General features: G+C 66.9%; 12 protein-coding genes. 2 read left to right on the plus strand and 10 right to left on the minus strand.

Annotated features, from left to right (window positions below; all coding sequences use genetic code 11):
- Positions 1 to 23: 23 nt before the first annotated feature.
- Genes GVL61_RS13595 through GVL61_RS13620 form a run of 6 tightly spaced genes read right to left on the minus strand, consistent with a single transcriptional unit; the run spans position 24 to position 10,620 of the window.
- Entirely contained in the window at positions 24 to 1,070 is a 1,047-nt protein-coding gene (locus GVL61_RS13595; RefSeq protein ID WP_200844892.1) for a glycosyl hydrolase family 8, read from the minus strand.
- Positions 1,060 to 1,521, minus strand: a complete 462-nt coding sequence (locus GVL61_RS13600) for a hypothetical protein (RefSeq protein ID WP_159980902.1) — start codon at positions 1,519 to 1,521, stop codon at positions 1,060 to 1,062. The genes GVL61_RS13595 and GVL61_RS13600 overlap by 11 nt, the downstream gene beginning before the upstream one ends.
- Positions 1,522 to 5,067: a cellulose biosynthesis protein BcsC gene (locus GVL61_RS13605; protein WP_159980904.1), complete on the minus strand. Its 3,546-nt coding sequence runs from the start codon at positions 5,065 to 5,067 to the stop codon at positions 1,522 to 1,524. It lies immediately after the preceding gene.
- On the minus strand, positions 5,064 to 9,521 hold the full coding sequence (gene bcsA / locus GVL61_RS13610; protein ID WP_159980906.1) for a UDP-forming cellulose synthase catalytic subunit: 4,458 nt from the start codon (positions 9,519 to 9,521) through the stop codon (positions 5,064 to 5,066). Before bcsA ends, GVL61_RS13605 begins: the two co-directional genes overlap by 4 nt.
- Entirely contained in the window at positions 9,518 to 10,270 is a 753-nt protein-coding gene (locus GVL61_RS13615; RefSeq protein ID WP_159980908.1) for a cellulose synthase operon protein YhjQ/BcsQ, read from the minus strand. Before GVL61_RS13615 ends, bcsA begins: the two co-directional genes overlap by 4 nt.
- Positions 10,270 to 10,620 (minus strand): hypothetical protein, encoded by a 351-nt coding sequence (locus GVL61_RS13620; protein WP_159980910.1) that lies wholly within the window; start codon positions 10,618 to 10,620, stop codon positions 10,270 to 10,272. The genes GVL61_RS13615 and GVL61_RS13620 overlap by 1 nt, the downstream gene beginning before the upstream one ends.
- 434 nt (positions 10,621 to 11,054) lie before the next feature.
- Here GVL61_RS13620 and GVL61_RS13625 point away from each other — a divergent pair, with 434 nt between their 5' ends.
- Positions 11,055 to 11,333, plus strand: a complete 279-nt coding sequence (locus GVL61_RS13625) for a hypothetical protein (protein WP_235037686.1) — start codon at positions 11,055 to 11,057, stop codon at positions 11,331 to 11,333.
- 4 nt (positions 11,334 to 11,337) lie between these two features.
- Here the strand turns inward: GVL61_RS13625 and GVL61_RS13630 are convergent, their stop codons facing one another.
- The gene (locus GVL61_RS13630) at positions 11,338 to 12,402 is read right to left on the minus strand and encodes an LD-carboxypeptidase (protein WP_159980912.1); all 1,065 of its coding nucleotides are present in this window, start codon (positions 12,400 to 12,402) and stop codon (positions 11,338 to 11,340) included.
- A gap of 102 nt (positions 12,403 to 12,504) precedes the next feature.
- On the opposite strand from GVL61_RS13630, the gene GVL61_RS13635 reads away from it, so the two are divergent.
- On the plus strand, positions 12,505 to 13,380 hold the full coding sequence (locus GVL61_RS13635; RefSeq protein WP_159980914.1) for an LOG family protein: 876 nt from the start codon (positions 12,505 to 12,507) through the stop codon (positions 13,378 to 13,380).
- A gap of 42 nt (positions 13,381 to 13,422) precedes the next feature.
- Here GVL61_RS13635 and thiD read toward each other — a convergent pair whose 3' ends face one another.
- The 3 genes from thiD to glmM all read right to left on the minus strand — a co-directional run bounded on the left by thiD (position 13,423) and on the right by glmM (position 15,892).
- The gene (gene thiD, locus GVL61_RS13640) at positions 13,423 to 14,172 is read right to left on the minus strand and encodes a bifunctional hydroxymethylpyrimidine kinase/phosphomethylpyrimidine kinase (RefSeq protein ID WP_159980916.1); all 750 of its coding nucleotides are present in this window, start codon (positions 14,170 to 14,172) and stop codon (positions 13,423 to 13,425) included.
- A gap of 152 nt (positions 14,173 to 14,324) precedes the next feature.
- Positions 14,325 to 14,552, minus strand: a complete 228-nt coding sequence (locus tag GVL61_RS13645) for a DUF1272 domain-containing protein (RefSeq protein ID WP_159980918.1) — start codon at positions 14,550 to 14,552, stop codon at positions 14,325 to 14,327.
- On the minus strand, positions 14,552 to 15,892 hold the full coding sequence (glmM, locus tag GVL61_RS13650; RefSeq protein WP_159980920.1) for a phosphoglucosamine mutase: 1,341 nt from the start codon (positions 15,890 to 15,892) through the stop codon (positions 14,552 to 14,554). Before glmM ends, GVL61_RS13645 begins: the two co-directional genes overlap by 1 nt.
- Between the last annotated feature and the right edge of the window lie 221 nt (positions 15,893 to 16,113).

A 16,113-nucleotide genomic window follows, 5' to 3' on the forward strand; every position in this document is an offset into this window, starting at 1 on the left:
CAGGCTCGGGGAGGAATTCGTTTCTACAGCCGAGCCAGCATCTGCAGCGATGCGGAGAAGTAATCCGTATCCAGCGCCGGAGGTGCCGGTGTAGCGATCATACGGCCGGCGATCGCCGCCCCGCCGCTGGAGAGGGGGTAGTTCGCCTCCTCACCCGTCACCACGTCGATCCACGCGGGGATCGGGCGGTGCTGCGAAAGGCACGTACGCCACCATTCGGCGACCGGCTCGACCAGCCCCGCCCGTCCGCCGACCACCGCATACAGCGGCACGCGGATCGCATCGTAGCCGAAGCGCGGCGGCTTGCCGGGCGCAGGCGCGACGTCGTTCTTACCGGTGACCGAAACCCAGTCGCAAGGCAGATGGTGCGGGCCGAAACGCGCCAGCCGGGTGATCGCCTCGCAGTCGCGGATCACCGGGTCCCAGGTGGAACCGCCGTCCATCTTCACGAAATGATCGAGCGCGGGCCATACGAAGTAGGAAGGGTTCACCAGCACCTGCGCGGGTTCGGCAAAGCCGACCACGCCGGGCAGCAGCAGGCTGCGGCCATGGCGCTGCTCCACGCAGTGCATGTGGATCGCCTCCCGCACTTCCTGCGCCCGCCTGGTCCAGTCGGAGCGCTGCCAGCGTTCCCCGGCCAGCGCCAGCGCCCAGGCAATGACGAGATCGCCGTCGGTGGCGTTGTTGGGATCGGAGACGCGGATCGCCTCGCGCGGGTCGTAGCGCCAGGAATGCAGCGCCATGTCCTGACGGCCCAGAGTGTCCTGCGTCCACTTCGCAATACGCTCGAACGCATCGCGGTCCCCTGCGCGCAGGGCAAGGATCATGCCGTAGCTCTGGCCTTCGGAATGGCTGATGCCGCCGTTGCCGGTGTCCACCACCCGGCCTTCGGGCGAAACGAAGCGGTCGCGCCACGCGGTCCAGAAACCGTCGGTAACGGCCTGCGCCCGGCCCTGGCTGGCGCCGGTGTTGCAGGCTGCGGTCAAGGCCATCAGCATTCCCAGCGAGAAAGTACGGCGATCCACGGGCAAGGATACCTTGGGCACATGCATGTTCTTTTCAGCGACCATGGCGAAGCTCGAGCGTGTCCCCCTTCCACTCGGCCGTGGTGCGCAGCGCCGGGCCGCTGCCCAGCACCCTGAACCAGTTGTCATAGGCGCCTTCCAGCACGCCGAGCAGCATCGCAGCCCAGTGTCCCTGGGGGTCCGGCGCGATCTTGCTGGGCAGGTCGCGGTGACGCACGATGATCGCGTCCTTGCCGACCGCCAGTTCGATCTCGCCCCAGTCCAGCGCTTGCCAGAACGTATTGATCCGCGCGCAGAGTACCGAGGCGTCGTTGACGCCTTCCAGCGGCTCCAGGTCGGCCATGCGCCGACCGATCGCCAGGAAGAACCCGCGCGCCTGCGCTTCGGGCACACCCTCGCAGATTTCGGCCGCCATCGACATGGCCATCAGCGCAAGCCCGCCGACTGCGGTTTCGCCGGCACCTTGCCGCGATTGAGGAAAGGCCTGCATCTTCATTTACTTGTTGCTCCCGAAGCTCTGCCGCACGCCAAGCATGCTGCGGAATTCGTCGTAACTGCCGAAGGTATTATAGCTCATGTCGCCGCCGATGCGCGTGCCGGGCGTGATCTTGTAATAGAGCGAACCCTGCGCGGAGAGGGCGAAGCCGGTCTTGCTCAGGCTATCGTAGTTCGAACGCACGTCGTCGTTGAGCGTCTTGAGGTTGTCCAGCTGCGCCTGGGCGATAAGGTCCGTCGGGTAGAGCGGGCTCTCGTTTTCCTTGTAGCTCTGGAAGCCCGGCGTGAACGAGGCGGAAGCGTCCCAGCGCTCATCCTGCATCGTGTAGTTCACCGGGAAGCCCACCGAGATGAAGCTGTCGGGGCTGAAGTAGCCGCCATTGCCGAAAGTGAAGTAATTCTGGCTCTTGTCGTAGCCCTGGTAATTGACGTTCAGGCCCACGGTAACCGCCGAGTGCTGGCCCTTGTAGGCGCGCAGATAGCCGCCGACATTGGCCTCGAAACCGTCGTTCTTGGCCACGTTGGTGCCCCGGAAGCGGTAATAGCGGCCTTCGCCGTACACGCCGCTGCCGTTCTCGTCATAGGACATGCCCGCGCCTGCACCGTCGCGCATGACCTGGCCCCAGCGCTCGCCCGTGACGGGATCGCGGGTGCCGGCATAGGAGACGACCGAATCGGTGACCGGCTTGCGTTCCGCAAAGGCGGTGGCGCGCAGGCCGGGGCTGAGTTCGGGCGAGACGGCAAGGCGGCCCGCAAACTTGGTCTTGCCCATGCCGACCGGCGTGGTGCCGGCCTCAAGCTGGACGGAATCGCTCTCGTATCCTGCCGAGAAGGCAACGCCCGAGGCCTGCTGGCTGTCAGCATTGACCAGCGCCGAGGGTTCCGCCGCGACGATGCCCTGTGCTTCGGGCGTGCCGTTGCGGCCAAAGCGGGCAAGGCCCGAGCCGCTGGGCTTGCCGGCATCGACCACCGTGGCTTCCGCCTTGACGAAGACGCGGCCGCGCAGGGCGCCGGTCGAGACTTTGGCAGACCCCTTGATCTCGTCGAGCTGGGACAGCCCGGTCTCGCCCGAGCGGGCGCGGTAGGCGGTCTGCACGTCGACGCGCGGGCCGCTGTCCTGCGCCAGCTGGTCGATCTGCGACTGGATCTGGGTCATCACCGGATCACCGGCATACGCGACGGGAACCTGCGGAGCGCCGAAACCGGTGGCGGCGCCGGACATCGGCGATGCCGATGCGCCCCATGCCTGCGCAGGCGCGGTGGCGGTCGTCGGGGAGGAATAGCGGTCCGGTGCGGCGAAGGAAGTCTGCTGACCGGTATAGCCGCCAAAACCGCCCTGAGGTGCAGGCGCGGCGGCGGCGAAGTTGCCCTGAGGCGCGGCGTAGCCGTAGCCGGAAGGGTCCGCCGAAGCCTGCGGATAGGCGGTCGGCAGGCGGGTGCCGCCGCCCAGTGCGAAGGGGTTCACCTGCGGCGCGGCGGCCTGCGGCTGACCTCGGAACGGGTTGGCGCTGCCCGGACCGGCCACGCTGGCGTTGGCGAAGGGGTTGCCGCCCATCGCCGTTCCCGCGCCGCCCTGACGGGCATAGAGTTCACGCGCTTCCTTGAGGAAGCTCACCGCCGCACGCTCGTTGCCGCGCGAACGCTCGACATCGGCAAGCGCCATACGCACGCGGTAATCCTGCCCGTAAGACTGCAGGACCTGACGCTGCGCCTGCTTGGAGAGGTCGCCGTCGCCGGCCGCCTGCGCGGTGGCTGCAAGCCCCAGCAGCGCGTCCTTGTCACCCGGCTTGCGGGCCAGGACGAGCTGGTAGCTCTGCGCCGCCTTCGCGGGCATGCCGCCGGTCTGGTAAAGACGCGCAAGGCCGGAGAGTATCTCGGTATTGTCCGGCGCGGCCGAATAGGCCTGCTGGAGGATGTCGAAGCTCTCGGCATAGCGGCCGCCGGTGCGCGCGGCATCGGCCTGGCTGACCATCAGCCCCGCGCTGATGCGGGCATAGGCGCGCTGGCCGTCAGCCGAAGTGCCCGCCAGTTGCCCGGCCCGCTGGAGCGCCAGCTGGGCAAGGTCATCCCGGCCAGAGCGCGCAAGCACACCGATCAGGCCTTCGTAGTCGGCGATATTGTCGATCCGGCCGTTCATCGCCGTCTCCGCAACCTGCGCGGCGCCCTGGGTATCGCCAAGGTCGAACAGGGCGTTGGCGACGGATGCCTGCTTGCCGGCAGGCACCGAGGCCATCGCACCCAGCTGGCGCAGCGCCGAAACCGCCTGCCCCTGCTGCCCCGTCGCCGCCATGGAGCGGGCGCGGGCGATCGCCGAATCGGTCTTCACGCTGATCGCCAGACTGCGCATCGGCGCGGTGCGCTGTGCCTCCGGAATCATCGAGATCAGGCGGTCGGCATCGGCCACCCGGCCCATGTCATTGCTGAGCAGGGCGGCGGCATAGAGCGAGTCCGGCTGGCCATTCGCGGTGAGCGAGCGCAGCAGCGATTCGGCTTCCGGCAGGCGCCCGCGCTTGATCTGGAATTCCGCGAATTCGTAGCGGATCCAAGGGTCGGTCGGGTCGAGCACGAGGCCGTTCTGGAACTCACGCGTGGCGCCCAGATCGTCGCCGCTTTCGGCTGCGGCCAGTGCCCGGCCGCGCGCGGCGCGCAGTTGCAGGCGCTTGTCGTCCGCCGCGCTGCCACCATTGCTGGCCTGACGGTAGAGGTCGGCCGCGTCGGCATAGCGGCCCTGCTTCTCGTAGACGTCGGCGAGGATTTCCAGCGCGGGGCCGGGTTCCTTGTAGCCCGACCGCACAAGGCCTTCGGCTTTCGCCTGGGCATCGGCAAGACGGTTCTGGCCGACCAGCGTGCGGGTCTCCTCGACCCCGGCGAAGAAGCGTGCCGAGGCGAGCCCTTCGGCCCACTGGCTGGCCTTGCCGGCCTGCGAGGCCTGCTCAAGCAGGCTCGCGGCTTCGGCGAAGCTGCCTTCGCGCAGGCGCACAAGGCCAAGACCGCCCAGCGCATCGGGATCGCGGCGATTGACGCCAAGCGCGCGCTGGAACTGCGAGGCGGCGGAAGCCAGATTGCCATCTTCCAGCGCATCGAAACCCGATACGCGGGCACGGCCGGCGCGGTCTGCGGCGGAAACGGGAGCAGGCGCCGCAGCCGCCGGCTTGGGCGCGGCAGGGCGCGGCGTGGCGGCGGCAACTTTCGCAGGGGCCGGGGCGGGCGCGGCCTTGGGCTTTGCCGCAGCCGCTTTCGGCGCGGCAGGCCTGGGGGCCGTCGCGGGCTTGGCCGCAGGCTGGGGCGCAGCCGCCGCACCCTTGAGCGCGGGGTTGTTCGGATCGAGCGCACGGGCGCGGCGCAGCGCCTGCTGGGCCAGGTCCTCACGCCCCTTCGAACGCCAGTACTGGGCCTGCTTGACCAGCGCATCGACACCGGCGCTCTGCGCCTGTGCCGCCGGCATGGCCACCGGCGCCAATCCGGTAACGGCGGTCGAAAGCAGCAACCCCAGGCCCAGCCTCGTGACCGGGCTAGAAGAGCGCTTCGACGTCATGGGATCGGTCATGCGTGGTCGTCCTGGCGGCCGAGGCGCTTATGTGCCTGTCGGCGGAAATAGAGGTAGGCGGGGCCGGCGAGGATGACTGCCAGCACCAGCGTGAACAGGCCCAGCAGCATCGGGTGCTGGCTGGTCCAGTACGCAAGCTTCATCCAGATCGGGAGCGAGCCGACCCAGTACCGCTCGCTGATCGCGAAGCTGGTCATGCCGTCGCCGCTGGTGACGGCAAGGTCGCCCTGGATCGATGCGTTGATCTTGGCGTCGGTCAGGCCGTCGACGAGCGCGGGCAGCGCGTTGCCATCGTCGGCCAGCAGCGCAACCACGGTGCGATCGGAGGCATAGGGCGAACGGAAGCTGACGATGCCCGAGAAACCGCGCGCGTCGTAGACGAGCGGGGCGGCGACCATCGGGTCATTCTCCTGCGAACCGCCAAACAGCGAGGTCACGTACTGGAGCGAGGACCGCTCCGCCACGCGCAGGCGGCCGTTTTCCCAGCGCACCGGGGCGCCTGCGAACATATCCGCGCCTGCAAGGCCGGTGCCGCCGACGACGAGGACGTCCTGCGACGAAAGCTGGTCGGGATCGATCGTCGAGGTAACCGTCACTGCCGTCACCGGCACGCCCGTCGAGTCGCCGAAACGGCCCATCAGCGTCAGGAAAGCCTCCACCGAAGCCATCGACGGGTTCTGCGCGACGACCACGGTGGTCTGGGCAAGGTCCGGGCTGGCAGTGAAGGGGAAACCGGCGCCCGCGAATGTCGCAAGGTCCGGCATCATGATCGCGTGATAGGCGCTGGTGAGGTCGATCGTGCTGGTCGGATCGATCGAGACGCGCACGTTGTCAGGCAGGGTGCCGGTGCACTTCTTCTTGTCGGCGATGATCAGGTTGTAGTCCATCGTCAACTCGTTCTGGCCGAACAGGTTGTAACGAGGGAGGACCACCGACGCGTCGGAATCGAAGCTCTTGGCCCCCGAGGCACCGAACAGCTCGCTCCACCAACGGGCGCCGAGCGGCAGGGTCTTGAGGTACTGGCCGTTGATCGAGACGTCGAGGCGCGAGGCCCGGCGATCGAGCCACTGCGCGATCGGGTAACGGTAGGTGAGGTTCAGCTTGCCGCCTTCGCGCGGCCAGAAGAACAGGTCGGGCGATACACGGAAGCGCGCCGAAAGCGGGCCGGGCGGGATGCCCATGCCCTGCAGTGCATAAGGCTCCATGATCGAGCCGAGCTGGACCGGCTTTTCGGTGGAGAGCCAGCGCAGTGCGCCGTAGCGCGGCCAGGCGGGGATGCGCACGCCGTCGAAGGACATGCGCTGCCCGCCGAAGACACCGCGTCCAAGGGCGATAGCGGCGGCAGCGGTGCGCAGTTCGTCGTCGTTTCGGCCCATGATGACCAGCAGCGTACCGTTGGGATCGTTGGGGTTGCGCACGGCAGCGGCCGAGGCGCCCGAAGGTCCCGGAATATCGAGGCCGGGGATCGACTGACCGCCCTTGAGGAAGACCACCGCGTTGCCGCGCGGAATCGATCCGACCACCGGCTTGAACGAGAAGCCGCGGTAGCTGGCCTGAGCGCCCAGCCAGCTGGCCGTGGCCGCAGCCGCCTGCAGTTCACCACTGCGCGGCTGACCGGCAAAGACGAAGGGCATGCGCAGCGGCACGTTCTGTCCCTTGTCGAAGAAGGGCAGCGGCAGGCGCGACAGGTCGGGGCCGTAAGGGAGCGGCTGGTAGTTGAAATCGAACCACGAGCGCACGTTGCTGACATTCGCCCACAGCGAGGAATGGAACGGGTCCTCGCAGTCGCGGGCGTAGTGGCCGATCAGGCGCAGGTTGAGCTGGTTGTCGCCGGGCAGGAACAGCGCCGGGTTCACCGGCACGTCGATCACCTGGCCAGCCGAATTCGCGCGGGTCAGAGGGATGGTCTGGACGACCTCGCCGTTCACGATCACCACCATCTGACTCAGATCGTCGAGCATCGCCGGCGACCATGCCAGCTGCAGGCGCAGCACGGCGCCGGTGACGACACGGTCCTGGCGCATGCCGAAGGGAATGCCGATCTCGCCGCGCGTGCCCTGCAGACGGATCGGGCGGGTGAGGCGCAGGTCCTTGAGGGTCAGCCGCTCGGCCACACCGCCCGAAGGAGCGGCAGCGGCGGGCGCGGCAGCAGCGGCGCGGGCAGGCTGGGCGTGGACTTCTGTCGTGCCAAGGAACAGGCCGGCAGCACCGATCACCACCGCGCCGGCAATCGCCGCCGCCTTGGCGAAGGGCACCAACGACTTGCGGCCTGCCTTGTCAGCCACCTTGTCAGCGGCCTTGGCCTGCTTGGCCTCTTCGGCGGCGGCTTTCTTCCTTGCAAGGTCGAAGCTGCGCGAGGCGCGGCGTTCAGCGAAGTTCAGCCCAAGAATGCGCTTCAAAGTGACCATGTCCACCCGGATAATATCTGCAAGCGAGCGCAGGCTGGAAACCTGCTTGTAAGGCGCAGCCGGCTGCCACGCATCGGCGCGGCCCATGACGGCGCGGACAAGGTGACGCCCGGCAAGAATGTCGAGCTTTTCGAAGCGCACGTAGGCGTTTTCCGCATCCGTGCGCATCGTCTCCACCGGGATCGACAGCACTTCGTCACCCATGGCCAGCGTGATGTGGCGCACGGTGCGGTCCTTGGTCGGCAATTCGGCGGGGAGAGCCAGCGCCGCGCCGCCCATCGAGATGTCGATGGTACGGGCGGGCACGGCATGGCCCGAATGGAGGTAGGCGGTCACCGGCAGGTCGACCGGAATGCGAATGTCGACACGGGCCTGGCGCGTCTCGCGGGCGACCGAGACGGCGGCCAGCAGGATGATGAGGCTGAAAGTGGCCCAGGCGACGTTCAACACCAGCGTATCCGTCTGAATGTTGAACAGATAGGGGAAGAACGCCCATTTCACGACCGCCATGGCGATGCCGGCAACGACGAGGCCGATGCAGATCAGGTGCGGCTTCACCACTTCCCAGTCGAAATAGGTCTTGTCGAGCAGCGAGCCCTTGTCGGTGACGTTGAACTTGCCCTTGCGCGGCTGGAACCAGGTCATGACCGTGGGCTTGACCAGGTGGAAGGCCAGGATCGTTTCGTAGACTTCACCCCAGTACGGACGGCGCTCTCCGCCCTGCGTACGCTCGTTGGCGACCGACGAGCAGAACAGGTGCGGCATGGCGTAGGCGAAGATCAGCGAGGCCGAGGCCTGGACGATGTTCTGCCCGAAGATGAGGTAGGCCAGCGGGCTGGTCAGGAACACGATGCGCGGCAGCGGATACTGGAAGTGCAGCATCGCGTTGAGGTAGCAAAGGCGCTGCTGCCAGGTCAGGCCGCGGCCCATCAGCGGGTTGTCGATGCGCAGGATTTGCGTCATGCCGCGCGCCCAGCGGATGCGCTGGCCGACGTGGAGGACGAGACGCTCTGTCGCCAGACCGGCGGACAGGCGCGCGCTGATATAGGCGGTGTTCCAGCCGGTGCGCTGCAGCTTCAAGGCGGTGTGCGCATCCTCGGTCACGGTCTCGCCCGCGAAGCCGTTGGTTTCCATCAGCGCCTCGCGGCGGATGATCGCGCAGGAACCGCAGAAGAAAGTCGCGTTCCACAGGTCGTTGCCGCCCTGCACGGCACCGTAGAACAGGTCGCCCTCGCCCGGCATGTCGCCCATGGTCGAGGCCAGGTTGCGCTGCACCGGATCGGGAGAATACATGTGGTGCGGGGTCTGGATCAGCGCCAGGCGCGGGTCCTTCTGGAACCAGCCGACAACCAGCTGAAGGAAGGCGCGGGTCGGCACGTGATCGCAATCGAAGATCGCGATCAGTTCGCCGTCGGTCTTCTTCATCGCCGCGTTGAGGTTGCCCGCCTTGGCGTGCAGGTTGTTGTCGCGGGTGATGTAGCCGCAGCCCGCTTCCTTGGCGAAGGCGCGGAATTCTGCGCGCTTGCCGTCATCGAGAATGAACACGCGGTAGCGGTCGATCGGATAGTCGAGGTCCTGCGCGGCGAAGACCGTGTTGCGCACGATCTCGAGGCTCTCGTTGTAGGTCGGGATGTAGATGTCGACGGTGGGCCAGGTGTCCGGCTCGCCCTCGGGCTCGATGACCGGGCGGTCGAGCGGCCAGCTGGTCTGCAGGAAGCCCAGCAGCAGGATGACCCAGGCGTAAAGCTCGGCCAGGTACAGCATGCCGCCGAACATGAATTCGGGGAAGGTGTTGAAGGCCAGCGTCTGGGTGGTGCGCCAGAAGATGTAGCGGGTCGACACCATGATCGCCAGCAGGCCAAGCGCGAGGGCGCCCTTGCGGCCCTTCCAGCGCTTGAGGATCAGCGCCCCGAACATGGTGACGCCAGCGCAGGCCCACTGCGAGGCCCCGTCCAGCGGCACGCCGATCACCAGCGCCGCGATCAGCACGATCGGCACGATGGCAAGGTAACGGAAAGCCCGGTTCGAAGTGAGCCGTGCGATCATGCGGCGCGGCTCGACGAAGGAGCGGCAAGCTCGCCGCGGGCCACCCAGGGACGGCCCGCCGTTTCGAGCGCGGGAACCATTGCGGCGCCGATGGCGCGAACGTCAGCCAGTGCGGCGCTGGAAGGCGCATAGCGGGCCAGCGGCTGGAGCATGGCGATCGCCTCGGGCACGGCTTCGTCCAGACGGATGCGGCCGATCAGGCGCGGGCCGACCAGTTCGCGGATGAAGGCGGCGCTGTGGCGCGAAAGGCGGCGCGTCTCGTCGAGCGCGTTGATCGCGAAAGTGGTGCGCGCGATCGTCTGGGCGCTGGATTCGTCCAGGACCTGGGGAAGCAGGGCAAGCGTGTCGGGCGCGGCGTTGAGGACGCACAGGTTCGCGCTGGAATGGGGGATGATGCGGCGGGCGAAAGCGAATTCGCTGGCGGGCACGTCGATCACCATGACGCGGTCGGGGCCAGGTTCGAGATAGCCGAGATCGTGCAGCGTGGGTACGAAGTCCGCGTCGTCGACCGCCTTGATATGGCTGCGAAGGTTGATCCCGCTGGCCAGCACGGCATCCTCGGCCGGAGCGAACAGCGACGGCAGCGTCAGCGCCGGCTGCAGCCCGAAGTGAAGCGGCAGGGTATCGCGCTGGGCGACGGAAAGGACCGTTACCTCGGCTCCGGCTTCGGACAGGGTCATGGCCAGATGCGCGGCGGCGAAAGTGATACCAGCCCCGCCCTTGAGGCCATGGCAGACGATGACGGCCATCAGATTTCTCCCCGCGAGCCGAGATCGGACAAGTGGCGCAGCATCGCGCGCACGTCCTGCGTCTGTACACCGCGCCGCTCGGCAGCAGCGTCGGAGGGAGCAGCCGGTTCGCGGCCGTAGCGGCTGAACAGGGCGTTCAGCGGTTCGGGCGCATGCGTTCCGACGGCCTCGCTGACAACGGGTTCCGGCGCGGCGGTTTCGACCGCATCGATCGCCTGCAAGCGCGGGTCGCGCAGCAAGGCTTCGAGAATCGGCCAAAGCTCCAACTCGGTGAAACGATCCTCGAATTCCTTGTAGGCAAAATCATTTTTGCCCAGTCGGTCGAGCAGATGTCTGGCATCGATGCGCATAGGAACCCCTGTATCAACACGTATTTTCTGCACAAACAATGGTTAAGAAAGGGTTGTTGGCGGTAACGGCTCATCGCTTCACCCCCCTTGTGTCCCTCTGATTTCCGCCGTTTTTTCGGATTCAGACCCATAGCGATGCCTTGGCGCCACAGGTCATTTTGCAATCCTTTGCATTTTTACCACGCCCGGGAACTGCGAAAGCCCGCCGGCGAACCCGCGAATCGGGAGAAATACGCAGGGTGATTCAAGTGGGCCCGGCAAGGATTCGCAGGTTATCCTGCGCCCTCAATGAAACTGGTTAATTCCGCCGAAGGATTTGCTGGATGAACAGACCATCGCCCCACCGGGCCATCTTGCAAGCCGCCCCCTGTCCTGCCCCTCAGCCATTCGCCGAAGAGCCGAGCGAACGCATTTTCCCGCGCGAGGAGGTGGAGATGATGGCCCGCTTTCGCCGCGACATCGCCAGCAGCACGGTCATGCTCAAGGACCTCACCCCCTTCGGTGCCCGTGTGGAGGGGGTGGGGCCGCTGGAGATCGACGAAATGGTTACCATTTCGCTCCCCGGCTGCCGTCCTTCGCTGGCTTTCGTCGCCTGGGCCAATGCCCACGGCGCCGGGCTGGAATTCATCGAGGCGCTACCTGCCGATCGCTTCGACGATCTCGTCGCCCGCTATGGCCTGAGCGGCGGCAAGGAAGCTTCGGCGGCGGCCTGAAGGCTCAGTTCACCGCCGGTTCGAGCAGCCGGATGGTGCCGGCATCGGCGTCGATCTCGGCCATGGCGCCGACCGGGATGCTGATCTGCCCCGCCACATGCCCGATCATCGCCCCTTGGAAGGCCGGCACGCCGAGAGCGGCGAATCGCCGGTCGAGCACTTCGTAGACGGTGAAGTTGGAAAACCCGCCGTCGGGATTCTCGCAGTGGGTGCACTGGCCGAACACCACCCCTGCGACCTTCTCCAGAATGCCCGCCAGCGCCAGTTGCGTGAGCATCCGGTCGATACGGTACTCGGATTCGTTGGTCTCCTCCAGGAACAGAATCGCCCCGTCGAAGTCCGGCAGCCACGGCGTCCCCACCAGCGCGGCGAACACCGCAAGGTTGCCCCCGAGCAGGCGCCCACGCGCCTTGCCGCCATGGAAAGTCTTGATCGGTGAAACCCGCCCGCCCAGATTCGGCCCGGAATAGGCCGTGGCCGAATAGGTCGGCATGGCGCCTTCGAAAGCGACCTGCCGGAATGCCTCCCATGCCGAGGGCGGCCACGAGGCGGCCGCGTTGGGACCATGGATCGAAACCACCCCGGCCCTCGCCAGTGCCAGACAAAGCGCAGTATTGTCGCTGAAACCGGCGAACAGCTTGGGCTTGCGGGCGATGCTCGCAAAATCGAGGTGGGGCAGCAGCCGCGCCGAACCCCAGCCGCCGCGCACCGCCATCAACCCGCGTACCGTATCGTCCGCGAACATCGTCATGAGATCACGCGCGCGCGCCTCGTCAGAGCCCGCCAGATAGCCCTCCCGCGCGGTGAGATGCGGGGCGAAGCGCGGCTCCAGCCCCATCGCCCGCACGGTCGCCGCGATCTCGTCCAGCCCGAAACGGTCGGCGATGAAACCCGCCGGCGCTACCAGTCCGAGCACGTCGCCATTGCGCAGTCGCGGCGGGCGAACCATATTCCCTGAAACCGGCGTCGGCGCCGTGCGTGCGAAAGCCCCGAGGGCAGGCAGCACGCAAAGCCCGGCGCCAAGATTCACAAGCGCGCGTCTGCGCGTTAGGGTTTGCCCGATAGTCATCACCGCAAGCCTACAGTCTGTTCGCGCCCCTGCAATACCATGCAGCCGGGTGCGTCCCTATCTCTGCCCGGCGGCGCAAAGGCGCCGGGCCATGGAGTTCCAATGACCGAAGAAGAAGACAAAGACCTCACCCAGCGCCGTTTCTACAAGGCTGAGCAGGAGGCGGGTTTCGCCGAACAGCAGGCCGAAACGATCCAGACCGGCCACCCCGCTTACCAGCTGGCCTTCCGCGACACCGATTTCCTGCTGCGCGATGAACTGCGCCCGGTGCGTTTCCAGCTTGAGCTGCTCAAACCCGAAATGCTGCTGGAGGAAGCCAATATCGGCTCGACCCTGGTGATGTACGGCTCCGCACGCATTCCGTCGCCCGAAAAGGCCGAGGCGCTGATTCAGACGGCTGCCACCGATTATCAGAAGAAGGTCGCAGGAAACCTCGCCGACAAGGCGAAATACTATGACGAGGCGCGCAAGCTCGCCCGCCTCGCCAGCAGCCGTGCGATCGTCGAGAAGGGCATGCGCCAGTTCGTGGTCTGCTCAGGCGGCGGCCCCTCGATCATGGAAGCGGCCAACCGCGGCGCCGCAGACGTAGGCGCGGAATCGCTGGGCCTCAACATCGTGCTGCCACATGAGCAGGCGCCCAACCGCTATGTCACGCCGCGCCTCTCGTTCCAGTTCCACTACTTCGCGCTGCGCAAGATGCACTTCCTGCTGCGCGCCCGCGCTGTGGCGGTGTTCCCCGGCGGGTTCGGCACGTTCGACGAGTTCTTCGAACTGCTTACGCTGATCCAGACCGGCAAGATGAAGCCGATCCCGATCCTGCTCTACGGCCGCGAATTCTGGGAGCGGGTGATCAATTTCGAGGCCCTCGCCGAGGAAGGCACGATCAACCCGGGCGACCTCGACCTGTTCCACTGGTGCGAAACGGCCGAGGAAGGCTGGGACCACATCAGCAAGTTCTACGAACTCGACGTCGACTGAGGCCTTCCTCCCCCTCTCCGTTCGCGGGGAGGGGCTGGCAGCCTAGCGGACGGCGTGATGCCCCATCGGGCCGTGGCCTTCGCCAAAGCCGGGTGCTGCCAGCAGGGCCGCGCGCACGAAGTCGCGCGCATCCTCGATCGCCTCGGTCAGCGGAGCGCCCTGCCCCAGGAACGTCGCGATCGCGCTCGACAGGGTGCAGCCGGTGCCGTGGGTGTGGCGCGTCTCGATACGCGGGGCGGTCCATATCTGCGGCTCCTGGCCGGGCAGGACCAGCCGGTCGATCACCGTCTCGCCCGGAGCGTCGCCGCCCTTGGCGATATAGCCGATACCCTTGGCCATCAGCACCTCGTCGCCGCCCAGCGCCGCCAGTTCGTCGACATTGGGGGTGGTGAGGCAGGCGATTGCCATGAGCCGCTCGAAAGCGGCAACCGTATCCGCGTCCGCCAGCACCGAGCCTGCGGTGGAGACCATCACCGGGTCGAAGATCACCGGCACGCCAAGGCCGGCCAGCCGGTCGGCAACCATGTGGGCGATCTCGGCGCTGCCCAGCATGCCGATCTTGACAGCGTCGACGCCGATGTCGCTGATGCAGGCATCGATCTGCGCCGCGACGATTGCTGCCGACAGGGTTTCCACCGCCGTCACGCCCTTGGTGTTCTGCGCGGTGATCGCGGTGATCGCGGTCATCGCGTAGCCGCCCAGCAGCGTCACGGTCTTGATGTCGGCCTGGATACCGGCGCCGCCCGAACTGTCGGAGCCGGCGATGGAAAGGATGCGAGGAGCCTGATTCATCCCAGCCCTCTACCCGCTTACGGCATGGCGAGTCGAGATGGCGCACGCACGGACATCCTTCGACGGGCGCAGGATGAGCGGATTCATCGTTCCTGCATTTATCCCGGCCCTGCCCCGCTGGTCCCGAGCCTGTCGAAAGGCCGGGCGCAGGGTCAGGCCTTGAAGCGGCGCAGTTTCGAAGGCGGGGCCGAATCCTGATGCCTGCGCGCCCGTGTCGGTCGGTCGACGAGTTCGCCTCCGCAGTTGGGGCACATGTCGTCGACATCGTCGGCGCAGGTCGCGCAGAAGGTGCATTCGAAGCTGCATATGAAGGCGCCGGGGGCCTCGGCGGGAAGGTCAACGCCGCAGCGTTCGCAGTCGGGGCGCATTTCGAGAGCCATTACGCCGCTGCCTCCGCCACCGCGTCGCAGATCGACGCGACGACCGCCTCGACCTCGCTGCCATCGTCGCCCTCGGCCATCACGCGGATGACCGGCTCGGTGCCCGAGGGGCGGATCACCAGCCGCCCGCGCCCCGCCAGCGAAGCCTCGGCATCGGCGATCACCGCCTTGACGCTGTCCGCCTCCAGCGGTTTCCCGCCCGAGAAACGAACGTTGCGCAGAAGCTGAGGCACAGGGTCGAACAGGTGGAGCAGTTCGCTTGCCCGCTTGCCCGACTGGACAAGCGCCGAAAGTACCTGAAGCGCCGCCACGGTGCCGTCGCCGGTTGTCGCATGGTCCAGCAGGATCATGTGGCCGGACTGTTCGCCGCCGACGTTGTAACCGCCGCTGCGCATGCGCTCCAGAACGTGGCGATCCCCTACGGCCGTACGTTCCAGGTTCAGGCCAAGCCCGTTCAGGTATCGCTCCAGCCCCAGGTTCGACATCACCGTCGCCACCACGCCGCCGCCGCGCAGGATGCCCTGCGCGGCGAACTGGCTGCCGATCAGCGCCATGATCTGGTCACCGTCGACGGCCTGGCCTTTTTCGTCGACCACAATCAGCCGGTCGGCGTCACCGTCCAGCGCGATACCGATGTCCGCGCCGGAGGACACCACAGTTTCCTGCAACAACTCGACATGGGTAGAGCCGCAGCGCTCGTTGATGTTCTTGCCGTTGGGGGTCACCCCCACGGCGACGATCTCCGCGCCCAGTTCCCAGAAGGCGGAAGGGGCGACCTGATAGGCCGCGCCATTGGCGCAATCGACCGCGATCTTCAGGCCGTCCAGCCGCACCGTCGAAGGCAACGATCCCTTCACCGCGTGGATGTAGCGGCCGCGCGCATCGTCGATGCGGCGGGCGCGGCCGATCTCGGGCGAGGCGGCAAGCGCAAGATCCTGGCCCAGCATCGCCTCGATCGCCAGCTCGTCTTCGTCAGAAAGCTTGAACCCGTCGGGGCCGAACAGCTTGATGCCGTTGTCCTCATAGGGGTTGTGGCTGGCCGAGATCATCACGCCCACGTCGGCGCGCAGTTCGCGTGTCAGCAGGGCGACGGCGGGGGTGGGCATCGGACCCAGCAGCACCACGTCCATGCCCACGCTGGTAAAGCCCGCGACCATCGCGTTCTCCAGCATGTAGCCCGACAGGCGGGTGTCCTTGCCGATGACCACGCGGTGGCGGTGCGTGCCGCGGAGGAAGCGGGTGCCGGCCGCCTGGCCGACTTTCATTGCCATGGCTGCGGTCATCGCGCCCTGGTTGGTGCGGCCGCGAATGCCATCGGTGCCGAAGAACTGCTTGCCCATCACCTAACCCTCTTGGAAACCCTGCTTCCGATTGCCGCGCTTTCCATAGACGGCAGGCGTTACCGCCGACTGAACGCGTTCTTAAACTTCGTTTAGAAACACGTCCGATGCGGATTTTGCAAAGGGCCTCCTAAACCCAAGCCGAGCAAATTGCCATCGGGCGCGGGCCCGCCTATTTGTGGGCGCGATGAGCGCACCTTCCTCCCCCCAGGCCCCTGACC

It is taken from the genome of Novosphingobium sp. 18050 (assembly GCF_902706195.1).
Lineage (GTDB): Bacteria > Pseudomonadota > Alphaproteobacteria > Sphingomonadales > Sphingomonadaceae > Novosphingobium.